This is a genomic window from Paenalcaligenes hermetiae, from assembly GCF_039543645.1.
Classification (GTDB): domain Bacteria; phylum Pseudomonadota; class Gammaproteobacteria; order Burkholderiales; family Burkholderiaceae_B; genus Paenalcaligenes; species Paenalcaligenes hermetiae.
On the sequence record NZ_BAABKD010000009.1, the window covers coordinates 664,209 to 685,146 of the forward strand.

Here is a 20,938-nt window from a genome sequence, read left to right on the forward strand (position 1 = left end):
TGTCTGTAGTATTTAAAATAGATAGAAGTAGTGGCGTTAATGATGTTTTGAACCAGGCTCTGGTATTACTGGCAGCTGGATAATAAATCGTGTTCCCACATTTTCTTTGCTATTGACGCGAATTTCGCCAAAATGCCTGAGAATAACAGCGTGAACAAAGGCTAACCCTAAGCCGCTGCCTTTAGGGCCATCGGTTTTAGTGGCATGGGCACGTTTGAATGGTTGAAAAATATAAGGTAAATCAACCTTGGGAATGCCCCAGCCTTGATCCTGGATGACGATCTGTACGTGGTTCTCTTTGTTTTTTACTAAACAGGTAACTTGAGTTTGATTGGAGCTATATTTAATCGCATTGTCGATCAGGTTGCTTAGGGCGCGTTTAAACAACGAGGGGGCTACATTGACCCACACCCCTTGTTCAGGCTCATCAAAAACCACAGTAATTTGCTTAGCTTGAGCTCGTACCCAGGCATCATCACAGACCTCTACCAGTAGATCATTCAGATACATAGGCTCCATCTCTAGCTCCATGGCTTCGACGCGTGCTAGATCCATAAAATCATCTACGAGTTCTAGCGTCGTGCTGGCATAATTTTCTACATGTGTTAGGAGCTGATCTAAGCTAAGCGTGAGCTCATTTTGGCGTTGCATTTTTACTAAAGCCAAAATAGAGTTTTGTGGAGAGCGCATATCATGCGAAATAAAGCGTAGCGTTTCCTCTTTACGTTGTTGTGCTTCACGCAATAGCTCTATGGCTTTGTGCAAATGGCTAAGCCGTGCTGGTAGGGTGTTAGGTGCCGTGCGCCCTGCTAGTGCTTGGCGTAACTCTGGATCTTGCTCGCGCATTTGTGAGATCTCGTTGTTGATAAAGCGAAGTACGGTCTCTTGGCTGCGCCAATACCAAATAGGGTAGGCTAATACGGTACCAATGAGGCCGGCAGTAGGAGGGATCCAGAGACTTAATATATGTAGGAAAAACCAGTTGCCGATAAAAATAATGATAAGTATAAGAGTGGTACTGAGAATAGCTCGACGTGGAGTAAGATGCCTTAAGATAAAGCAGATAAATAAAACAGGGATGATACTGAAAAAGGCGTTAATAAGTGGTGAGCCAGTACGGATCCAGTTATTAAGGATAGTGTTTTCTAGTTGGTTGGCTAGAATTTCTACGCCTGACATGCTGGTTTGTTTGGCCGAGGATAGGGGGGTAGGATAGAAATCCCCAAGACCACTACTCCATGCGCCTACTAATACATAGCGGTCTTTAAAAACAGAAGGGGGAATGTTGCCTTGGATAACATCTGAAAAAGCATAGCTTTCAAAATGACCAGGGGGGCCAAGAAATGGTATTAGTCTAGTGGATCCAAGGGGGTGCTGTAAGCTTTGTTTTAGGATGCCTTCATCTCCACCAGCAAGAAGCATGGCGAGAGTAAAATGAAGGTGTAGCGGCTCTTCTGGTAACGAAAAAAACAAATGGGCACGCCTAACGACGCCGTCCTTATCGGGATAGGCGTTAATAAAACCTGTGGAGCGGGCTGACTCGAGTAATATATTTAAGGGTTTATGAATGCGAGATTGGTCTGCACTGATCGCAGTTGGTAACACGACACGCCCGTGAGCTTCCATGGCATAAGCAAGCTGGACGTCATCAGCTGAGTAGAAAGGGTTTTTGTCATGAAAAATAATATCCAGGCCTACAGCTTTGGCAAGGTGCAAACGCTCGATTAGTGCGGCGTATTCACTGCGGCGCCATGGCCAATACCCGACCTCATTTATGCTTTTGTCATCGATAATAATGAGCACCGTATTTTTAGGACGATGATATTCAAAAGCATTGGAGGCTTGGAAATCATAAAAGGTGAAATCCAAGCGCTCTAAGCTTAATTCAAAACGAAGTAAAGATAGAGCCGCGGTGAAAACAATTAAACTAATGGTGACCCACCACCAATCTCTTTTTATTTGTCCTGCCAATAGTGCAGAACGTGATTCACTATGGGCAGGGATACTGTTTTCCATGGCATCGCGTAGGCTAGTAATCGGTAAGCAAAATAGGTTGCCCATCACCGCTGACTACGGGGGAGCCATCCGTGGATGTCAAAACCCCTTGCCCTGGGTAACTAACCACTGCATCTAAGCCCATTAACCCATGTTCGTCGATTGCTCGCACAAACGCATAATGCTCGCCGGGACCGCTTGGACGTAGATAAACAATATTTTGATCGGCAGGTACAGTAAAGCGCTGGACTGCTTGAGAGCCATTTTCAGAAAGGGCTACTTGGACTAAATAGGCTTGTGCGCCAGAGACAGGAATGAGCTCAGTTTGCCAGCCTTTAGGCCCACGTTTTGGGAGGGTTAATTGTGGGGCGGGAAGTAGTGCGGTGATAGCAGTTTTTCCATCGGCCGATATATTGGCACCATAGCCATTACTGAGCATTTGAAAACGCTGCTCTGGACGATCGATATGAGCTTTGCCGCTTAATAGCTCTGTTTGCGTGTGTGCATCTGTGGTGTGCACGCGAAGATTTGTGCCGCGGATACCAGTAATAGAAATAGGCGTATGGATTTCAAAACGGCCTACCCCTGTATTGTTAGGCGCTACGTGACTCTCTATAGAACCTTGTTGCAGCTCTAAAATGGCATCGCTAATACGGGCGCGTTCAAAGGCATTTAGCTGTTTTAGATAAAGTTGGCTTTGAGGGGGAAGAGTAAGTGTGCTGCCGTCTTCAAGTTGAAGGGTGGCAAATCCTCTTGAGCCAGTATTGATGATATCACCTGCTTTTAGACGTGTATGCTTAGTCGCAGATTGGTGGTTGATTTTAACATCACCTTTATAGTGGACTAATGTTGCTTCAGTAGCTATGACAGGTATAAGATCAAATGGGATCTTTAGCTCCTTGCCTATAGGCAAGCGCATCTCATCTTCAACTTGATTTAGCTGCTGAAGATGTCTCCAATGTGAGCTGCGGGTTGTATAAAGCTCAGATAATTCGGATAAGGTGTCTCCAGCTTCAACGAAATAAATAAAATAATCGTCTTTAGCACCAGCAGGTTGCGCTAAGGCGCTCGTTGCATAGTTACTAAATAAAAAGCATAGCACCAATTGGAGTAAAGCAGAGAAAATGCGCATGGTTTAGTTATTATGTCGTTTCGTTATCGAGTAGCGATTCGAGGCGATACCCTAGAGCATACGAGGCGTTGAGACGCACACCATTTTCTGGCCGTAGCTGTAATTTACGCCGAATATTAGAAAGATGAGTGTCTAAGGTGCGTGATGTAGCAGGGATCTCTCGATTCCACACGGCAGTACTAAGCACATCGCGCGAAAAAAGGCGTCCGGGATTTCTAAAGAGTAGTAGTGCTAATTCGTACTCTTTTGGGGCGAGTACAACCTCTTTACCATGAAGCTTAATGATATTATTGATGGGATCAATGTCATAGACTCCAAAGCTAAAGGGCTCATTGCTCTGTGTGATGGGGTTCATGCGGCGCAACAAGGCCTGCACGCGCGCAACAAGCTCTCCTTCGCGAATGGGTTTGGTCATATAGTCATCAGCACCTGCCTGCAAACCCACAACTAAATCTGACTCATCAGTGCGGCTTGTTAGAAATAAAACAGGAAGCGCATAACCCTGATTATCACGAATCCAGTGTAATACATCTAGTCCGCTGACATCCGGTACTTCCCAGTCTAGAATAAGTAGATTGAAGTCATGGGGCTTGGCCAGTGTAGTTAATAGCGATTTACCCGTATGGAATACGGTACACGAATAGCCTGCTTTGGTTAAGCAGCTTTCAATCAAAGCGGCTTGTACGGGATCGTCTTCGAGAGAGGCAATATTCATGGCGATAATCTAGTAAATGAAAAGGATACGGGGAAGAACTGTTAAGTATAGTTAGGATTGTCGGTAGGTTACACGCTCTTACTGTGCAGAAAAGCGTAGGGGTGAGTTCTACTTAAAAACCGTGGTGTAAACCCTGCAAATCCTTGACTAGCTTCTTTTTTTACGTTAAATTGAATGGCTTACTTTTAAAGGATACTTTGCTGGTAATCTTAATAAGTAAAATAGAGTAGGGCAACATAATCAATCATCATTATGTCATAGTCACCTACTATCATTAATGCTCGAATCCGCTCTTTTACGTAAACAAATCATCGTGTGGGCGGTTTATCGTGCGTTATTCCTCCCTCAAACACAATGTTTTATTGTGTAGGATTTAGATTTTGTACGTAAAGGATACGTCGAGGTTATGCCAACAATTAGTCAACTCGTGCGCAAACCACGTGGTCTAGCTCGTCCCGGCAGCAAAAGCCCCGCGCTAGAAAATTGTCCACAGCGCCGTGGTGTATGTACTCGTGTTTACACCACCACTCCCAAAAAACCTAACTCTGCTCTACGTAAAGTTGCTAAAGTTCGTCTCACTAACGGTTACGAAGTGATTTCGTATATCGGTGGTGAAGGCCACAACTTGCAAGAGCACTCTGTTGTTTTGATCCGTGGCGGTCGTGTAAAAGACTTGCCTGGTGTTCGCTATCACATTGTTCGTGGTGCTTTAGACTTACAGGGTGTTAAAGACCGTAAGCAAGCCCGCTCTAAATACGGTGCAAAGCGCCCTAAATAATCGATATCTAGTTTCCGCCGACCATTTATTTTGGTCTGAGTCCGTGCAACCAGTGATCTACTTATAGCACTGGTATGTAAGGGGTCACTTGTTCATAGGTGGCCAAGGCCGTGAAACGGTTCAACTGAATAGTCACAAGGAAAATACAATGCCTCGCCGTCGCGAAGTACCCAAAAGAGAAATTCTACCTGACCCTAAATTTGGCAGCGTTGAGCTAGCTAAATTCATGAACGTGGTCATGTTATCCGGCAAAAAAGCTGTTGCCGAACGTATTGTTTACGGTGCACTCGATCATATCCAGGAAAAAACCGGCAAAGATCCGATCGAAGTATTTAACACCGCAATCAATAACATTAAGCCTATGGTCGAAGTAAAAGGCCGTCGTGTTGGTGGTGCAAACTACCAGGTGCCTGTAGAAGTGCGCCCTGTACGTCGTCTTGCTTTGGCTATGCGCTGGTTGCGTGAAGCCGCCAAAAAGCGCAGTGAAAAATCCATGGATTTGCGCTTGGCTGGCGAACTACTCGACGCTTTAGAAGGTCGTGGTGGCGCAATGAGAAAGCGTGAAGACACGCACCGAATGGCCGAAGCTAACAAAGCGTTTAGCCATTTCCGTTGGTAATCTAAGGACATAGATCATGGCCCGCAAAACCCCTATCGAGCGCTATCGTAATATTGGTATTTCTGCGCATATTGACGCAGGTAAAACCACTACTACTGAACGCATTTTGTTCTACACCGGTGTTAGCCACAAACTAGGTGAAACCCACGAGGGTTCCGCCACAATGGACTGGATGGAACAAGAGCAAGAGCGCGGTATTACTATTACATCGGCTGCTACCACCGCCTTCTGGAAAGGGATGGCCGGTAATTACCCAGAGCACCGTATCAACATCATTGACACCCCCGGACACGTGGACTTTACCATCGAGGTAGAGCGCTCCATGCGTGTTCTAGACGGCGCGGTCATGGTGTATTGTTCCGTGGGTGGCGTTCAGCCTCAGTCTGAAACGGTATGGCGCCAAGCGAACAAGTACAACGTTCCCCGTTTGTTGTTCATCAACAAAATGGACCGTACTGGTGCTAACTTCTTCAAAGTTATTGAACAAGCCAAACAACGCCTAAAAGCAAACCCTGTTCCCGTTGTTCTACCTATCGGTGCAGAGGAAGACTTTAAAGGCGTCATTGACTTGGTCAAAATGAAAGCCATCATCTGGGAAGATGAAAACTACGGTATTAAATTTGAATACCAAGACATTCCCGCTGAGCTAGCTGATGAAGCGGCTGAATGGCGTGAAAATTTGATTGAGTCTGCGGCAGAAGCCAATGAAGAGCTCATGAACAAATACCTCGAAGAGGGTGAGCTTACCGAAGACGAAATCAACAAAGGGATTCGTATCCGCACGCTGGCTGGTGAAATTCAGCCTGTGTTGTGTGGTACTGCCTTTAAAAACAAAGGTGTACAACGCATGCTAGACGCAGTTCTAGACTACATGCCTTCACCTGTAGATATTCCTGCTATCCAAGGCGTAGATGATAATGGCGAGCCCACATCACGTGCCGCGGACGATAAAGAGCCAATGTCTGCTTTGGCATTTAAGCTCATGACGGACAACTTTGTTGGTCAGCTGACTTTCGTTCGTGTGTACTCTGGTGTTCTACGTTCTGGAGACACGGTTTACAACCCAGTTAAAGGGAAGCGTGAGCGCATCGGCCGTATCTTGCAGATGCACGCTAACAACCGTGCCGAATTAAAAGAACTCGTAGCGGGTGATATTGCCGCTATCGTAGGTCTAAAAGAAGTCACAACGGGTGAAACCCTGTGCGATATGAATAATCACATTATTCTTGAGCGCATGGAGTTCCCTGAGCCTGTGATTTCTCAAGCTGTTGAGCCTAAAACCAAGTCTGACCAAGAAAAAATGGGCGTGGCTTTGTCACGTTTGGCCCAAGAAGACCCTTCTTTCCGTGTAACAACAGACGAAGAGTCCGGTCAAACCATTATTTCTGGTATGGGTGAGCTTCACCTCGAGGTTTTGGTTGACCGCATGCGTCGTGAGTTCGGTGTAGAAGCCAACATTGGTCAGCCTCAGGTGGCTTACCGTGAAACCATCCGTTCTGTATGTAACGAAGTCGAAGGTAAATTCGTGCGTCAGTCTGGTGGTCGTGGTCAGTACGGTCACGTTGTGCTTAAACTTGAGCCGCTCGAGCCCGGTAGTGGTTATCAGTTTGTGGATGAAATTAAGGGTGGTGTGGTTCCTCGCGAATACATCCCCGCTGTCGACAAAGGTATCCAAGAGACGCTACACTCTGGTGTATTAGCTGGATATCCGGTCGTTGACGTTAAGGTTACGTTGTTCTTTGGTTCGTACCACGATGTGGACTCGAACGAGAACGCGTTCCGCATGGCTGCCTCAATGGGTTTCAAAGAGGGTATGCGTCGTGCAGACCCCGTCCTACTTGAGCCAACCATGGCCGTGGAAGTCGAAACTCCCGAAGAATACGCCGGTACTGTGATGGGTGACTTGTCCTCCCGTCGTGGTATGGTTCAGGGTATGGAAGACATCCCCGGTGGTGGAAAACTCATTAAAGCCGAGGTGCCTCTGGCTGAGATGTTCGGTTACTCCACAAGCCTACGTTCGCAGACCCAAGGTCGTGCTACATACAGTATGGAGTTTAAGCAATACGCTGAAACTCCAAAACATATAGCTGACGAAATCATCAGCGCACGTAGCAAGTAAATTACAAACTATCTGCCCGTCGGGTGATGGGCAGCTTTAAATTTTTTGTTTTCTTGAAAACATTGATGGGATAAATCATGGCAAAAGGTAAGTTTGAACGGACTAAACCGCACGTCAACGTCGGCACCATTGGTCACGTTGACCACGGTAAAACCACTTTAACCGCTGCAATTTGTACAGTTCTAGCCAAAGAATACGGTGGCGAAGCACGCGACTACGCACAAATTGACGCTGCTCCTGAAGAGAAAGCACGCGGTATCACCATTTCGACTTCTCACGTAGAGTACGAAACCCCTGATCGTCACTACGCTCACGTTGACTGCCCTGGTCACGCTGACTATGTGAAAAACATGATTACGGGTGCCGCGCAGATGGACGGCGCGATTCTTGTGGTATCGGCTGCTGATGGTCCTATGCCTCAGACCCGTGAGCACATTTTGTTAAGCCGTCAGGTTGGCGTGCCTTACATTGTTGTGTTCTTGAACAAAGCGGACATGGTCGACGACGAAGAGTTGCTCGAGCTTGTAGAAATGGAAGTACGCGAGCTGCTCTCTAGCTACGACTTCCCTGGTGATGACACACCAATCATCAAAGGTTCCGCTAAGCTTGCCCTTGAGGGCGACATGGGTCCTTTGGGTCACCAGGCTGTGCTTGAGCTAGCTAAAGCCCTCGACACCTACATTCCTACCCCTGAGCGTGCGGTAGACGGTTCTTTCTTGATGCCTGTGGAAGACGTGTTCTCGATTTCTGGCCGTGGTACTGTGGTAACCGGTCGTGTTGAGCGCGGTATCATTAAAGTCGGTGATGAGATCGAGATTGTCGGTATCCGTGACACCGTTAAGTCCACATGTACTGGTGTGGAAATGTTCCGCAAGCTACTCGATCAGGGTGAAGCGGGTGATAACGTGGGTGTCTTGCTACGTGGTACCAAGCGTGAAGACGTTGAGCGTGGTCAAGTTTTGGCAGCGCCTGGCACCATCAAGCCTCACACAGACTTTGCGGCAGAGGTTTACATTCTGTCTAAAGAAGAGGGTGGTCGTCACACTCCCTTCTTTAAAGGCTACCGTCCACAGTTCTACTTCCGTACGACTGACGTGACCGGTACCATTGAGCTACCTGAAGACAAGGAAATGGTTCTTCCTGGCGATAACGTCGCGATGAACGTTTCTTTGATTGCTCCTATCGCCATGGAAGAGGGTCTACGTTTCGCGATTCGCGAGGGTGGCCGTACCGTTGGTGCTGGTGTGGTAGCTAAAATCATCAAATAAGCCAATCGGCTTATGATGACACGGGGGGTTATCCCCCCGTTTATTTCGTTCTTTAGGATTCCACATGAAAAACCAGAAAATTCGCATCCGCTTAAAAGCGTTTGATTACAAACTCATCGACCAGTCCGCCGCCGAGATCGTGGATACGGCTAAACGCACTGGTGCGGTAGTTCGTGGTCCCGTACCGCTACCTACACGTATCCGTCGTTACGATATTTTGAGCTCCCCTCACGTTAACAAAACAGCACGTGACCAGTTTGAAATCCGTACTCATCAGCGTTTAATGGACATTGTCGATCCAACCGACAAAACAGTTGATGCATTGATGCGTTTAGATCTACCTGCTGGTGTAGACGTAGAAATCGCTCTGCAGTAATTCCATTTGTTTGCTAGAGTGTTATGCTCTATCAAATAAATGAAAAGCCGAAAGGATTATCCTTTCGGCTTTTTTATTGTGCTAAGCCACCGATTGAAATAACGGAAAAGACTTATTTATTGGCGCAAGCTTTGATTTTTTCTAAATCCGGTCCAGTAATCACACGACCTAAGTTATAAGGAATAGAAGCTGTACGCCAGTCTTTGTAGTCATTCAGGTACTCAACCTGACTCAGGTAGACTTGAGCTGCTTTGGGGTTACTACATGCTACCTCAATCATGACCTCGTGGGCATTGTTCTGTATGGTATCCAAAGCCTCTTGGTCTAAGCGATGAATTTCTACCCCCGCTTTTTGAAAAGTACGCAAGCCATCGGCAGCACGTTTTTCCGTATAAGACATGGACCAGAGCATCGTGGCATCGGCAGCAATCTTGAGCTTTTCTTTGGTGGTGTCACTGAGTGCATCCCACGCTTTTTTATTGATCATCACGCCAAAAACGGAAGAGGACTGATGCCAACCGGGGGTGGTCCAGTGTTTGGTGACTTGATGCAAGCCGGCTGAAACGTCTACGTTAGGGGTAGAGAACTCAGCACCATCAATGACATTACGCTCCAGAGACTGGTACAGCTCTTGAGCTGCCATAGAAACTTGGGTGCCGCCAATGCTTTCTAGGACGCGGCCTTGTTCTAAACCCGATACACGTAAACGTTTGCCTTTGAATTCTTCTAAATTACGGATAGGGCTATTTGTGTGAAAACCGGCTTCGCTATTGGTAATGCCATAAGGAATATATACCATGCCAAATTGCCCATAGACATCGTTATATATATCGGCACCGCCCCATTGATGGATCCAGTTCGCGTAGTCCATCGCATTAAATAGACTAACGTGCGTGCCTAGCGCCGAGAAAGCCGGGTTGCGACCAGCCCAGTAACCAGGCCAGTCGCCACCGGCTTCAATTGTGCCTGACCCGGTGCGCGACAAGCCCCGCCGTTCAGGGCGGGGAAGGATAGCGCGGACGGCGCAGCCGTCCTTGTCTTTGGGTTTCAGTGTGGGGTTTGCTGCTGCTCGATGTACTGGCGAACGATGGAAATCGGCGCGCCGCCGCTTGAAGCGAAATAGGACGGCGACCACAGCACGCCTTTCCAGTAGCGCTTCTAGATGTCGGGCCGTTCCTTGCGCAGCAGGCGACTGGAGACGCCTTTGAGGCTGTTCACGAGATTGGAGACAGCCACCTTGGGCGGGTATTCCACAAGCAGGTGAACGTGATCGTCCTCGCCGTCCATCTTGATCAGTTGCGCCTCGAAGTCGGCGCAGACCTTGGCGAAGATCGTGCGCAGCCGGTTGATGGCGTCGCCATCGAATACCCTGCGGCGATATTTCGCTACAAAGACCAAATGGACATGCATCTTAAAAACGCCGTGTCGTCCATGCCTAATATCGTTGTCGTCGCTCATAGGCCAAATTATAATATCCGCATGCAACGCCTCCAAGCCTTCAAATACGAACTGCGACCAGACGGGCAGCAAGAGCGGCAAATGCGCCGCTTTGCCGGCTCGTGCCGGTTCGTCTACAACAAGGGGCTGGCGTTGCAGAAAGAGCGCTACGAGCGCGGAGAGAAGAAGCTGGGCTACGCCGAGCTGTGCAAGATGCTCACCGAGTGGCGCAACAGCGCGGAAACGGCTTGGCTGGCCGATGCGCCGGTCCATCCCTTGCAACAGGCGCTCAAGGATTTGGAGCGGGCCTACAGCAACTTCTTCGCCAAGCGGGCCGACTTTCCACGTTTCAAGAAGAAAGGCCAGCGCGACAGCTTCCGCTACCCCGACCCGAAGCAGATCAAGCTCGATCAGGGCAACAGTCGTATCTTCCTGCCCAAGCTGGGATGGCTGCGTTACCGCAATAGTCGCGAGGTGCTGGGCACAGTCAGAAATGTCACCGTGAGCCAGTCTTGCGGCAAGTGGTTCGTAAGCATCCAGACCGAGCGCGAAGTTGAGCAGCCCGTGCCGCAGGCCGCCACAGCAGTGGGTATCGACATGGGCGTGATCCGCTTCGCCACACTCTCGGACGGCACGTTCTACGCGCCGCTCAACAGCTTCAAGCGGCATGAAACGGCCCTGCGCAAAGCGCAGCAGGCCATGAGCCGCAAAACCAAATTCAGCAACAACTGGAAGAAGGCGAAAGCCCGCGTCCAGCGCATTCACTCCCGTATCGGCAACGCCCGCCGCGACTTCCTGCACAAGACCTCGACCGCGATCAGCCAAAACCACGCGATGGTGTGTATCGAGGATTTGCAGGTACGGAACATGTCCAGGTCAGCGGCAGGTACTACCGAACAACCGGGACGAAACGTTCGGGCCAAGTCCGGCCTGAACAAGTCCATCCTCGATCAAGGCTGGTTCGAGTTCCGCCGCCAACTGGATTACAAGCTGGCGTGGCAAGGCGGCTGGCTGGTTGCAGTGCCGCCGCAGAACACGAGCCGTTCCTGTCCGTGCTGCGGCCATGTGTCTGCCGACAACCGGCAGACGCAAGCCCGGTTCGAGTGCGTGGAATGCGGTTTTGAAGAAAACGCCGATGTGGTCGGCGCGATCAATGTGCTAAGGGCGGGACACGCCCGGTTCGCCTGTGAAGTGAGCGATGCAGTAGGGTCGCCAGCAGCAGGAACCCACCGAAGCGACTCAGGGGCGGCATTGAGCCGCCCCTGATCGCCGTAGGAATCTCCGGCCTTCAGGCCGGGGAGGATGTCAATCTACCGCACTAAATACTTCGCCAGAAGGCACTAAGGCTCCACCTTTGTAAAAGTTGACGAAATCCCCACTACTGGGACTCAGAAAATACAAAAACATCAAATCTTCCCAAATATCGCCGACCCAACGACCCAAGCCGGTATGATTGACTTGCGCCATTTAAAACGACGGGGTTCGTAAAGCGTTGTATTTGTGATATTTATTTTGGTCATGCTCTTGTTGACATGGCTTTAGTCATGCTATATTTATATGCTTAGCTATTTATTAGTTACAAGAAGGTTTTGTGTGCAGAATCATCTGCTCGCGTAATCAAGTTAGCCCCGACCAATCGCAGTCGGGAATGGAGAATAAGATGTCGAACTCGACACCTGTGCCTGCCGCATGGCGGTTGGGCCTTGTTGGGCGCAAAATCGGCATGACCCGCATTTTTACAGAGGACGGAGAATCCGTACCTGTAACGGTGCTGGACGTGTCCAATAACCGCGTCACCCAAATCAAGACGCCCGAAGTCGATGGCTATGCTGCCGTTCAGCTAGCTTATGGCTCTCGTCGCGCCTCCCGTGTTAATAAACCTGCCGCTGGTCATTTTGCCAAAGCAGGGGTAGAAGCCGGTAGTATCCTTAAAGAATTCCGTCTAGATCCCGCTAAAATTGCTGATCACAATCCTGGTGATGTGATTGCAATCGACAGCGTATTTGAAGCCGGCCAAAAAGTAGACGTTACAGGTACCACTATCGGTAAAGGTTTTGCCGGTACGATCAAGCGTCACAACTTCTCTGGTCAGCGTAACTCCCACGGTAACTCGATCTCTCACCGTGCCCCCGGTTCTATCGGTATGGCGCAGGATCCAGGTCGTGTTTTCCCTGGTAAAAAAATGGCCGGTCACATGGGTGATGTTACCCGCACCGTTCAAAATCTAGATGTTGTGCGTGTTGATGCAGAACGTGGCTTGTTGTTGGTCCGTGGCGCTGTGCCCGGTCACAAAAACGGCAACGTTGTTGTGCGTCCCGCCGTTAAAGGAGCCTAATCATGGAACTCAAGCTCCTGAATGATCAGGGTCAAGCTTCTACTTTTGCGGCTTCCGATGTAGTATTCGGCCGCGAGTTTAACGAAGCCCTCGTACACCAGATTGTTGTTGCCTACCAAGCCAATGCTCGTAGCGCTAACAGCAAGCAAAAAACACGTGCTGAAGTTAGCTACAGCACACGTAAACCTTGGCGCCAAAAAGGCACCGGCCGTGCCCGTGCGGGTATGGCATCCTCGCCATTATGGCGTGGGGGTGGTCGTACGTTCCCTAACTCGCCTGACCAAAACTTCAGCCACAAAGTTAACAAGAAAATGTACCGTGCTGGTTTGCAGTCCATTTTCTCTCAGTTAGCTCGCGAAGGTCGTATTTCTGTAGTTGAGTCTTTTGAACTAGAAGCTCCCAAAACCAAATTGGCAGCAACTAAACTAAAAGAATTAGGCTTGGAGTCTGTGCTGATCATTACTGATAGCATCGATGAAAACGTCTACCTCGCTACACGTAACTTGCCTCATGTAGCTGTGGTCGAACCGCGTGATGCCGATCCTTTATCTTTGATCTACTACAAAAACGTATTGATCACTAAAGCGGCTGTCGCTCAAATCGAGGAGATGTTGGGATGAACGCCGAACGCTTATACCAAGTCATCCTAGCTCCAGTCGTGACCGAAAAAGCCACGATGGTAGCTGAAAATAATCAGCAAATCGCTTTCCGCGTAGCACCTGATGCGACCAAACCCGAAATTAAAGCAGCTGTAGAAATGCTCTTTAATGTAGAAGTCGAGTCTGTTCAGGTTCTAAACCAAAACGGTAAAACCAAGCGATTTGGTCGTTTCGAAGGTCGCCGCCGCAACGAACGTAAAGCCTACGTTCGCATTAAAGACGGTCAGGAACTCGACTTTACGGAGATGAACTAATATGGCACTCGTAAAAGTTAAGCCCACGTCTGCAGGTCGTCGCGGCATGATTAAAGTAGTGCATTCTGAGCTCCACAAAGGCGCTCCTTATGCTCCACTACTCGAAAAGAAAAAGCGTAGCTCTGGCCGTAATAACAACGGTCATATCACCGTACGTCATCGTGGCGGCGGTCACAAACAGCACTATCGTATTGTTGATTTCCGTCGTAATAAAGATGGTATCCCTGCGAAAGTCGAGCGTTTAGAATACGATCCAAACCGTACAGCGCATATCGCCTTGTTGTGTTATGCCGACGGTGAGCGTCGTTACATTATTGCTCCTCGTGGTCTAGAAGTTGGTGCTACGCTCTTGTCCGGTCAGGATGCGCCTATCCGTGCTGGTAACACCCTACCTATCCGTAACATCCCAATCGGTGCAACCATTCACTGTATTGAAATGCTACCAGGTAAAGGTGCTCAACTAGCTCGTTCAGCAGGTGCTTCTGCCGTATTGCTAGCACGCGATGGTTCTTACGCTCAGGTACGTTTACGTTCCGGTGAAGTCCGTCGTGTTCATATTGACTGTCGTGCCACTATTGGCTCCGTCAGTAACGAAGATCACAGCTTGCGTCAAATTGGTAAAGCCGGTGCCACTCGTTGGCGCGGTATTCGTCCTACTGTTCGTGGTGTGGCCATGAACCCGATCGATCACCCGCATGGTGGTGGTGAGGGTAAAACAGGTGAAGGTCGTGAACCCGTCAGTCCATGGGGTACTCCTACTAAGGGTTACCGTACACGTCGTAACAAACGCACAGACAACATGATTGTCTCGCGTCGCAAGCGCAAGTAAGGGGCGAACAAATGTCACGTTCGATTAAAAAAGGCCCATTTGTAGACGAGCACCTACTGAACAAAGTAGAGGCTGCCGTTGAGGGCAAAGACAAACGTCCGATCAAAACCTGGTCGCGTCGTTCTACCATCCTGCCCGAATTCATCGGGCTGACGATTGCCGTGCATAATGGTCGTCAACATATTCCCGTTTACATTAACGAGAACATGGTTGGCCACAAGCTCGGTGAATTCGCATTGACCCGTACCTTTAAGGGTCACATTGCGGACAAGAAGTCACGGAGATAAGCGATGGAAACCACAGCAACAATTCGTGGAGTACGTATCTCTGCTCAGAAAGCTCGCTTAGTTGCCGATATGATTCGCGGCAAGTCTGTAGAGCAAGCATTGAATACGCTAACATTTACTCCCAAGAAAGCCGCTGGCATTATCAAAAAAGCGCTTGAGTCCGCTATTGCTAATGCTGAACATAACGATGGTGCCGACATCGATGAGTTGCGCGTAACCGCTATTCAGGTTGATAAAGCGCAATCTTTGAAACGTTTTTCCGCTCGTGCCAAAGGCCGCGGTAACCGCATCGAAAAGCAAACCTGCCACATTGTGGTTAAGGTCGGCGCTTAAGGAGTCACAATGGGACAAAAAGTTCACCCAATTGGGTTCCGCCTCGCGGTTAACCGTAACTGGAATTCTCGCTGGTACGCTGATCACAACGATTTCAGCGGTATGCTAGCTGATGATATCCGCGTGCGCGAATACCTCAAGAAGAAGCTTAAAAACGCTTCTGTTGGTCGTGTCGTAATTGAGCGTCCATCTAAAAACGCTCGCGTCACCATTTACTCTGCCCGTCCAGGCGTAGTAATTGGTAAGCGCGGTGAAGACATCGAAAATCTAAAAGTCGATCTTCAGCGTTTGATGGGTGTACCTGTACACGTAAACATCGAAGAAATTCGTAAACCTGAAACCGATGCTCAGCTTATCGCTGATTCTATCGCTCAGCAGCTAGAAAAACGTATTATGTTCCGTCGCGCGATGAAACGCGCTATGCAGAACGCGATGCGTCTAGGTGCTCAGGGTATTAAAATTGCCAGTTCCGGTCGTTTGAACGGTATTGAAATTGCTCGTACCGAATGGTATCGCGAAGGTCGTGTGCCTCTACACACTTTGCGTGCTCACATCGACTACGCAACGGCTGAAGCTCATACCACTTACGGTATCATCGGTATTAAAGTCTGGGTCTATAAAGGCGATATGTTGCCCAACGGCGAATTGCCTCAAGAGACAGCCGCACCCGAAGAGCGTCGTCAACGTCGCCCACGTGGGGAGCGCCCCGAAGGTCGTCGTCCTGGTCGTGGACGTGGCCCTCGTCGTGACGCAGCACCGGCGCCAGAAGGAGAATAATTATGTTGCAACCTTCTCGTAGAAAATATCGCAAGGAACACAAAGGCCGTAACACAGGTCTAGCGACTCGTGGTACCCAAGTTTCCTTTGGCGAATTCGGTTTAAAGGCGACGGGTCGTGGTCGTTTAACTGCTCGTCAAATCGAAGCGGCACGTCGTGCGATCAACCGTCACATTAAGCGTGGTGGCCGTATCTGGATTCGTGTCTTCCCTGACAAACCTATTTCGCAGAAACCTGCTGAGGTTCGTATGGGTAGCGGTAAAGGTAGTCCAGAGTACTGGGTCGCTGAAATTCAACCCGGCAAAATGCTGTACGAAATGGAAGGCGTAAGCGAAGAGCTCGCACGCGAAGCATTCCGTCTAGCTGCTGCCAAGCTCCCATTTTCTACCACTTTTGTGGTACGAAACATTGGTGCTTAAGGAGATCACATGAAAGCCAGCGAACTCCGTTCTAAAGAAACCGCCGAGCTCCAAACAGAGCTTGAAAGTCTGCTGAAAGCGCAATTTAGCTTGCGTATGCAAAAAGCCACTCAGCAGCTTTCCAACACCAGCCAGCTATCTAAAGTGCGTCGTGATATTGCTCGCGTGCGTACCGTAATGGCTGAGAAAGCAGGAAAGTAATATGAGCGAAACTCAAACTACACCCGTTGCAGAAAAGCGTCAGCGCCTTTTACAAGGTCGTGTGGTCAGCACCAAAATGGATAAAACCGTGGTCGTTCGTGTAGAGCGTCGCGTTAAACATCCTTTATATGGCAAGATCATCGTCCGTTCACGTAAATATCATGCGCACGACGAAACCAACCAATACAACGAAGGCGATATTGTTGAAATCGCCGAGGGCCGTCCTATCAGCCGCCACAAATCGTGGACTGTTGTACGCTTGGTGACACCTGCCCGCGTTATTTAATTAACGCCGCTTAGATACTACGGGATCTAAGTCTAAAAAACCCCAGTCGTTTGGCTGGGGTTTTTTTATGAGAATATAGGCAGGGTTAACGCTGGGTGATGAACTTGGTTACGACATAACCATCAAATGTTTCTATCCCTCCTTCGCTACCAATACCACTGTCTTTAATACCACCAAAGGGTGTTTCTGGTAAAGCCACCCCAAAGTGGTTGATACTTACCATCCCTGCTTGCAGGGCGTTAGAGACCTGGTGTGCGGTTTGTAAGTGATTGGTAAACGCATAAGCGGCTAATCCATAAGGTAAAGCATTGGCACGACGCAATACTTCTTCCGTATCATGAAAACGCGTCAGGGGCGCAATTGGGCCAAAGGGCTCTTCGGTCATGAGTTGGGCTTGATCGTCCAGTTCAGAAATTACCGTAGGGGCATAAAAATAACCGGTTTTATCTAATCGTTTACCACCCAATTCGATTTTGCCACCATGCTTTAGTGCGTTTTGGACGAATTGATCCATCGTAGCGAGACGGCGCTCGTGTGCCAGGGGCCCCATATCCGTTTCAGGATCTAAACCATCGCCTATATTTATGTTCGCTAAAATATCGATAAAGGTTTTTTTGAACTCATCGTAAATGGCATCGTGGATATAAAAGCGTGTAGGGGAAATGCATACCTGTCCTGCATTGCGTATTTTAAAATAAGCCAACTGTTTTGCTACACGAGCTATATCGACATCAGGGAAGACTAAAACAGGAGAGTGCCCACCCAGTTCCATGGTAATGGGTTTCATGTGAGCCCCAGCTAAAGCGGCGAGTTGCTTGCCTACCGGAACAGAGCCTGTAAAAGAGACTTTACGTACGATAGGGGAGCGAATTAAATAGTCAGATATTTCTGCAGGAACCCCCCAAACAACGTTTAGCACCCCTTGGGGTAAACCGGCTTCGTGAAAAATGCGGGCGATGGCCATGACAGCGCTAGGGGAGTCTTCTGGCCCTTTAATGATAATGGTGCAGCCCGCTCCAATCGCAGCAGAAATTTTACGAATAGCCTGGTTAAACGGAAAGTTCCAGGGGGTAAATGCGGCGCAAACACCGATGGGTTCTTTAACGACGATTTGTCTTACGCGTGGGTCGCGAGGAGGAATCACACGACCGTAGATGCGGCGACATTCTTCTGCATGCCAATCGGCATGATCAGCGCAGCTTTTGACCTCGCCCACGGATTCCGCCAACGGTTTACCTTGATCCAAAGTGATATGTCGCCCAATTTCCTCAGCTCGATCTCGACAAAGCTGAGCGACCTTACGCAGAATTTTACTGCGCTCCATAGGTGAACTATGACGCCAGGATTCAAATGCTGCTTGCGCACTTTGTAAGGCGTGATCTAAATCACGGGTGGTGGCGATAGGTAGCTGACCAAGGTTTTCCAGTGTGGCAGGGTTAATAATAGATTGGTGTTTTGTGGCATTGCCACTTGTGAACTCACCATTGATGTAAAAGTTGATTGTTGGGTACATAGTCTCTCCTGTAATTAAAATTATCTTTTAAACGACACTGGTACTGATTTAACACAAATTAACGTGCCAACTATAGAGAAATACGGCTCTCTTGTGTTTGTTTGTTAGAATATAAACAATTTAATACAGTTTTAGCCTGTATTAAGGTGAAACTTAATAAGCAGGGTGTTTTGTAGGAATATAGGGTTGGAAAAACTGTTTCCCTTGCTAATTAAGAAGCCTGATGAGCTTTATACAAGAGGCTAAAAGCAAAGATCTCCTCTACTTCATAAGAATTTAGACAGTTTATTGAAAAAAAACGGTAGTGGTGAAGTTGCTGTTTTCAGATAGATAGAAAGGCGTTTGTAAAGTGGTCTTATTCGGCTAGTTTTGCAGCTTGATTCAATTATTATCATTAAGGGATAGATATGAACCGTGTCTATAAAACTGTTTGGAGTGAAAAAACGGGAACTTTTATTGCCGTATCCGAACATAAGAAAACCAGAGGGAAGCGATCGGGCTCAGTGAAAGCAGCGGTAGTGGGCGCGGTATTGGCGACTGGCTCGTTGGTGATGGGCGATGCTTTAGCAGCTACTGGCATTGATGGAGGTACAGGGGCTGGAACGGCGATTTCAGAGTGTAAAGGTAGAGATCAGGCTAATGCGGGTAAGAAAGAATCAATTGCAATTGGTTGCAAGGCAGAAGCGGATACTAAAGGTAAGGATACAACATTTTATAACAGAGAAAATCCATACAATAAGGATGTAGATACAAAAGAAAAATATCATTCTGTGGCGATAGGTACAGACGCCAAAGCTAAAGAAGCTTCTGTCGCTTTTGGGCATGGTGCTCAAGCAGCGGCTGATAAGAGTGCGCTTGCAATCGCTATTGGCTCTCAAGCAAAAGCAGAAAACGTTGCTTCGTTGGCAATTGGTCCAGCAGCATTGGCTACTGGAAATACTGCCTTGGCATTAGGGCGTCAAACAGCTGCCACTGGAGACTTTGCACAAGCAATTGGTAATGTTGCTGCAGCAACCGGAGTGGGCTCTCTTGCAGTAGGCCACTCTGCGACCGCGACCGGTAAACGCTCGATTGCTATTGGGGCTGCAGATATTGATAACGCCGCTAGTACTGGAAATCAAAATGGTACTGTCTACATGACCGGTGAGCAGACCCTAGCAACAGGTCAAGATGCTATTGCTTTTGGTGCTGCCGCAAATGCTACGAGTAATTATTCGCTTGCAATTGGAGCGCATTCTGAGGCGAGTGGTTTAAACTCTACAGCAATGGGTTATAAAGCAGAAGCGACAGGGGAAAATACTTTTGCGTCGGGTGCCAGTGCCAGAGCTTCTGGTAAAGATGCTTTTGCTTTAGGCGCGAACTCTGTAGGTCAGGGTGATCGTTCTTTCGCTATGGGGCCAAATGCTCAGGCGATAGGTGAAAATGCCCTCGCCTTGGGTAGCTTGTCAGAAGCTCATCAAAAAAATTCGATTGCTGTTGGTGTTAATGCTAAAGCCAATTTTGCCGATAGTGTCGCACTTGGCTCAAACTCCTCTGTAGATCATGAAAACAGTATTGCAATCGGCACAGGATCCACTACTAATGACTATACAGCTCACGAGGCCTTTTTGTATGAGTCCGGGGCTGCTGGGGCAATCGCTACAGGCGCCGTTTCTATTGGTAATGGTTCGGGCAGCGTTGCTGGAGGTGCGTCTAATGAAAGACGCTTGCAAAACGTAGCTGCGGGTGGTGCAGATACTGACGCAGTCAACGTATCCCAGTTGAAAAAGCACAAAGCAATCACCGACAAAACAGGCGGCGATATTGCCAATCATTTAGGTGGTGGTGCAGTATTTGATCCTAAGGATGGCGCGATTAAAGCCCCAACTTATACTGTAAATAACAAAACATATAATAATGTAGGGGATGCGTTAAAAGCTTCTAATACTACAGTTAAAGGTGGAACGAATGCGAGCGTGAATAAGGGTATTAACTCAGAAACAGGCGCAGCGATTTACACCGTAAATGCAGATAACAGTACAGTGAGTGCTGGCTCTGATGCAGTTTCAGTTATTGCTTCAGATAAAAACGCTCAAAACATTACTGACTATAAGGTTGATCTTAGCCAAGAAACTAAAGATAGTTTAAGTAATGCTAATAAAGGCTGGAACTATACAGCTGATGGTAAAAGCAAAACGAATGTTGCGCCTGGTGCGACGGTTGACTTCGGTAATACCGATGAGAATATCGTGATCACCAAAGGTGATGATGGGCTTGAGTTTAATTTGGCCAAGGACATCAAGGGTCTGGACAGTATCACCATCAACAATGGTCCGGTGATCAGCAGCAACGGCATCAATATGGGTGGTAAGAAGATCACCAATCTGGCGGCAGGTGAAGCTGACACAGATGCGGTGAACGTGTCACAGTTGAAGGAAGTCTCTGAGGTTGCTAACAAGGGCCTGAACTTCAGCGCCAATGATGGCGGTCTGAAGAATTCTAAGTTGGGTTCCACGGTGACGGTTGCCGGTGCTCAAGGCAATGCCGACTGGTTGAAGTTCGACGAAGGCCAGAACATCATGACGCAGATTGAGCAGGATGCTGATGGCAACAGTGTGATTCGTGTG

General features: G+C 48.5%; 23 protein-coding genes and 1 pseudogene. 17 read left to right on the plus strand and 7 right to left on the minus strand.

The genetic code is table 11. The features are described 5' to 3' along the window. Window positions 1–36 precede the first annotated feature (36 nt). Genes ABD980_RS08925 through ABD980_RS08935 form a run of 3 tightly spaced genes read right to left on the minus strand, consistent with a single transcriptional unit; the run spans window position 37 to window position 3,842 of the window. Window positions 37–2,061, minus strand: coding sequence for a CHASE2 domain-containing protein (locus ABD980_RS08925; protein WP_345371102.1), 2,025 nt, complete (start codon window positions 2,059–2,061; stop codon window positions 37–39). Continuing rightward, on the minus strand, window positions 2,030–3,127 hold the full coding sequence (locus ABD980_RS08930) for a FecR family protein (RefSeq protein ID WP_345371104.1): 1,098 nt from the start codon (window positions 3,125–3,127) through the stop codon (window positions 2,030–2,032). The genes ABD980_RS08925 and ABD980_RS08930 overlap by 32 nt, the downstream gene beginning before the upstream one ends. A gap of 10 nt (window positions 3,128–3,137) precedes the next feature. Further along, window positions 3,138–3,842, minus strand: coding sequence for a response regulator transcription factor (locus ABD980_RS08935; RefSeq protein WP_345371106.1), 705 nt, complete (start codon window positions 3,840–3,842; stop codon window positions 3,138–3,140). A 406-nt stretch (window positions 3,843–4,248) separates the two neighbouring features. Between ABD980_RS08935 and rpsL the strand changes: the two genes are divergently transcribed. The 5 genes from rpsL to rpsJ all read left to right on the plus strand — a co-directional run bounded on the left by rpsL (window position 4,249) and on the right by rpsJ (window position 9,002). Next, window positions 4,249–4,620 carry a 30S ribosomal protein S12 gene (rpsL, locus tag ABD980_RS08940; RefSeq protein WP_077734104.1) on the plus strand — a complete coding sequence of 124 codons (372 nt, stop codon included), beginning with the start codon at window positions 4,249–4,251 and terminating at the stop codon, window positions 4,618–4,620. Between the two features lie 148 nt (window positions 4,621–4,768). Next, window positions 4,769–5,239 carry a 30S ribosomal protein S7 gene (gene rpsG, locus ABD980_RS08945; protein ID WP_260650545.1) on the plus strand — a complete coding sequence of 157 codons (471 nt, stop codon included), beginning with the start codon at window positions 4,769–4,771 and terminating at the stop codon, window positions 5,237–5,239. 16 nt (window positions 5,240–5,255) lie between these two features. Then, the gene (gene fusA / locus ABD980_RS08950; protein ID WP_260650546.1) at window positions 5,256–7,358 is read left to right on the plus strand and encodes an elongation factor G; all 2,103 of its coding nucleotides are present in this window, start codon (window positions 5,256–5,258) and stop codon (window positions 7,356–7,358) included. A 77-nt stretch (window positions 7,359–7,435) separates the two neighbouring features. Then, a complete protein-coding gene (tuf, locus tag ABD980_RS08955; protein WP_260650532.1) occupies window positions 7,436–8,626 on the plus strand; it encodes an elongation factor Tu in 1,191 nt (396 codons plus the stop codon). A gap of 64 nt (window positions 8,627–8,690) precedes the next feature. After that, window positions 8,691–9,002 carry a 30S ribosomal protein S10 gene (rpsJ, locus tag ABD980_RS08960; protein ID WP_077734100.1) on the plus strand — a complete coding sequence of 104 codons (312 nt, stop codon included), beginning with the start codon at window positions 8,691–8,693 and terminating at the stop codon, window positions 9,000–9,002. A gap of 112 nt (window positions 9,003–9,114) precedes the next feature. On the opposite strand, the gene dctP is transcribed toward rpsJ, so the two are convergent. Beyond that, the gene (gene dctP, locus ABD980_RS08965) at window positions 9,115–10,137 is read right to left on the minus strand and encodes a TRAP transporter substrate-binding protein DctP (protein WP_345371110.1); all 1,023 of its coding nucleotides are present in this window, start codon (window positions 10,135–10,137) and stop codon (window positions 9,115–9,117) included. Next, window positions 10,050–10,460, minus strand: a pseudogene (gene tnpA, locus ABD980_RS08970) (IS200/IS605 family transposase). The gene dctP and the pseudogene tnpA overlap by 88 nt, the downstream one beginning before the upstream one ends. Before the next feature lie 21 nt (window positions 10,461–10,481). On the opposite strand from tnpA, the gene ABD980_RS08975 reads away from it, so the two are divergent. Then, on the plus strand, window positions 10,482–11,705 hold the full coding sequence (locus ABD980_RS08975; protein ID WP_345371112.1) for an RNA-guided endonuclease InsQ/TnpB family protein: 1,224 nt from the start codon (window positions 10,482–10,484) through the stop codon (window positions 11,703–11,705). A 39-nt stretch (window positions 11,706–11,744) separates the two neighbouring features. Here ABD980_RS08975 and ABD980_RS08980 read toward each other — a convergent pair whose 3' ends face one another. Continuing rightward, complete coding sequence (locus ABD980_RS08980) at window positions 11,745–11,906, minus strand: hypothetical protein (protein ID WP_345371114.1); 162 nt, start codon at window positions 11,904–11,906, stop codon at window positions 11,745–11,747. A 193-nt stretch (window positions 11,907–12,099) separates the two neighbouring features. Between ABD980_RS08980 and rplC the strand changes: the two genes are divergently transcribed. Genes rplC through rpsQ form a run of 10 tightly spaced genes read left to right on the plus strand, consistent with a single transcriptional unit; the run spans window position 12,100 to window position 16,819 of the window. Next, a complete protein-coding gene (rplC, locus tag ABD980_RS08985) occupies window positions 12,100–12,774 on the plus strand; it encodes a 50S ribosomal protein L3 (RefSeq protein WP_260650551.1) in 675 nt (224 codons plus the stop codon). Between the two features lie 2 nt (window positions 12,775–12,776). Then, on the plus strand, window positions 12,777–13,394 hold the full coding sequence (gene rplD / locus ABD980_RS08990) for a 50S ribosomal protein L4 (RefSeq protein WP_260650552.1): 618 nt from the start codon (window positions 12,777–12,779) through the stop codon (window positions 13,392–13,394). Then, window positions 13,391–13,687, plus strand: a complete 297-nt coding sequence (gene rplW, locus ABD980_RS08995) for a 50S ribosomal protein L23 (RefSeq protein WP_260650553.1) — start codon at window positions 13,391–13,393, stop codon at window positions 13,685–13,687. Before rplD ends, rplW begins: the two co-directional genes overlap by 4 nt. Before the next feature lies 1 nt (window position 13,688). After that, window positions 13,689–14,516, plus strand: a complete 828-nt coding sequence (gene rplB / locus ABD980_RS09000) for a 50S ribosomal protein L2 (RefSeq protein WP_260650554.1) — start codon at window positions 13,689–13,691, stop codon at window positions 14,514–14,516. Window positions 14,517–14,527: 11 nt separating this feature from the next. Then, entirely contained in the window at window positions 14,528–14,803 is a 276-nt protein-coding gene (gene rpsS, locus ABD980_RS09005) for a 30S ribosomal protein S19 (RefSeq protein WP_260650555.1), read from the plus strand. Between the two features lie 3 nt (window positions 14,804–14,806). Beyond that, window positions 14,807–15,136, plus strand: a complete 330-nt coding sequence (rplV, locus tag ABD980_RS09010; RefSeq protein WP_260650556.1) for a 50S ribosomal protein L22 — start codon at window positions 14,807–14,809, stop codon at window positions 15,134–15,136. A 9-nt stretch (window positions 15,137–15,145) separates the two neighbouring features. Beyond that, window positions 15,146–15,913 carry a 30S ribosomal protein S3 gene (gene rpsC, locus ABD980_RS09015; RefSeq protein ID WP_260650557.1) on the plus strand — a complete coding sequence of 256 codons (768 nt, stop codon included), beginning with the start codon at window positions 15,146–15,148 and terminating at the stop codon, window positions 15,911–15,913. Between the two features lie 2 nt (window positions 15,914–15,915). Further along, window positions 15,916–16,332: a 50S ribosomal protein L16 gene (rplP, locus tag ABD980_RS09020; RefSeq protein ID WP_260650558.1), complete on the plus strand. Its 417-nt coding sequence runs from the start codon at window positions 15,916–15,918 to the stop codon at window positions 16,330–16,332. A 9-nt stretch (window positions 16,333–16,341) separates the two neighbouring features. Next, complete coding sequence (gene rpmC / locus ABD980_RS09025; RefSeq protein WP_260650559.1) at window positions 16,342–16,533, plus strand: 50S ribosomal protein L29; 192 nt, start codon at window positions 16,342–16,344, stop codon at window positions 16,531–16,533. Window position 16,534: 1 nt separating this feature from the next. Continuing rightward, complete coding sequence (gene rpsQ, locus ABD980_RS09030) at window positions 16,535–16,819, plus strand: 30S ribosomal protein S17 (RefSeq protein WP_260650560.1); 285 nt, start codon at window positions 16,535–16,537, stop codon at window positions 16,817–16,819. An 85-nt stretch (window positions 16,820–16,904) separates the two neighbouring features. On the opposite strand, the gene ABD980_RS09035 is transcribed toward rpsQ, so the two are convergent. Next, on the minus strand, window positions 16,905–18,332 hold the full coding sequence (locus ABD980_RS09035; RefSeq protein ID WP_345371119.1) for an NAD-dependent succinate-semialdehyde dehydrogenase: 1,428 nt from the start codon (window positions 18,330–18,332) through the stop codon (window positions 16,905–16,907). 407 nt (window positions 18,333–18,739) lie between these two features. Between ABD980_RS09035 and ABD980_RS09040 the strand changes: the two genes are divergently transcribed. After that, window positions 18,740–20,938, plus strand: a 2,199-nt coding sequence (locus ABD980_RS09040) for an ESPR-type extended signal peptide-containing protein (protein ID WP_345371122.1), incomplete at its 3' end; no start/stop codon positions are given.

Coding starts and splice junctions, on each gene's coding strand:
- rplW (WP_260650553.1), top strand. CDS start 13,391: ATGAACGCCGAACGCTTATACCAAGTCATCCTAGCTCCAGTCGTGACC.
- rplP (WP_260650558.1), top strand. CDS start 15,916: ATGTTGCAACCTTCTCGTAGAAAATATCGCAAGGAACACAAAGGCCGT.
- rpsG (WP_260650545.1), top strand. CDS start 4,769: ATGCCTCGCCGTCGCGAAGTACCCAAAAGAGAAATTCTACCTGACCCT.
- rplD (WP_260650552.1), top strand. CDS start 12,777: ATGGAACTCAAGCTCCTGAATGATCAGGGTCAAGCTTCTACTTTTGCG.
- rplB (WP_260650554.1), top strand. CDS start 13,689: ATGGCACTCGTAAAAGTTAAGCCCACGTCTGCAGGTCGTCGCGGCATG.
- tuf (WP_260650532.1), top strand. CDS start 7,436: ATGGCAAAAGGTAAGTTTGAACGGACTAAACCGCACGTCAACGTCGGC.
- ABD980_RS09035 (WP_345371119.1), bottom strand. CDS start 18,332: ATGTACCCAACAATCAACTTTTACATCAATGGTGAGTTCACAAGTGGC.
- ABD980_RS08925 (WP_345371102.1), bottom strand. CDS start 2,061: ATGGGCAACCTATTTTGCTTACCGATTACTAGCCTACGCGATGCCATG.
- ABD980_RS08975 (WP_345371112.1), top strand. CDS start 10,482: ATGCAACGCCTCCAAGCCTTCAAATACGAACTGCGACCAGACGGGCAG.
- rpsQ (WP_260650560.1), top strand. CDS start 16,535: ATGAGCGAAACTCAAACTACACCCGTTGCAGAAAAGCGTCAGCGCCTT.
- rplC (WP_260650551.1), top strand. CDS start 12,100: ATGTCGAACTCGACACCTGTGCCTGCCGCATGGCGGTTGGGCCTTGTT.
- rpsC (WP_260650557.1), top strand. CDS start 15,146: ATGGGACAAAAAGTTCACCCAATTGGGTTCCGCCTCGCGGTTAACCGT.
- ABD980_RS08935 (WP_345371106.1), bottom strand. CDS start 3,842: ATGAATATTGCCTCTCTCGAAGACGATCCCGTACAAGCCGCTTTGATT.
- rpsJ (WP_077734100.1), top strand. CDS start 8,691: ATGAAAAACCAGAAAATTCGCATCCGCTTAAAAGCGTTTGATTACAAA.
- rpmC (WP_260650559.1), top strand. CDS start 16,342: ATGAAAGCCAGCGAACTCCGTTCTAAAGAAACCGCCGAGCTCCAAACA.
- rpsS (WP_260650555.1), top strand. CDS start 14,528: ATGTCACGTTCGATTAAAAAAGGCCCATTTGTAGACGAGCACCTACTG.
- rplV (WP_260650556.1), top strand. CDS start 14,807: ATGGAAACCACAGCAACAATTCGTGGAGTACGTATCTCTGCTCAGAAA.
- fusA (WP_260650546.1), top strand. CDS start 5,256: ATGGCCCGCAAAACCCCTATCGAGCGCTATCGTAATATTGGTATTTCT.
- ABD980_RS08980 (WP_345371114.1), bottom strand. CDS start 11,906: ATGGCGCAAGTCAATCATACCGGCTTGGGTCGTTGGGTCGGCGATATT.
- rpsL (WP_077734104.1), top strand. CDS start 4,249: ATGCCAACAATTAGTCAACTCGTGCGCAAACCACGTGGTCTAGCTCGT.
- ABD980_RS08930 (WP_345371104.1), bottom strand. CDS start 3,127: ATGCGCATTTTCTCTGCTTTACTCCAATTGGTGCTATGCTTTTTATTT.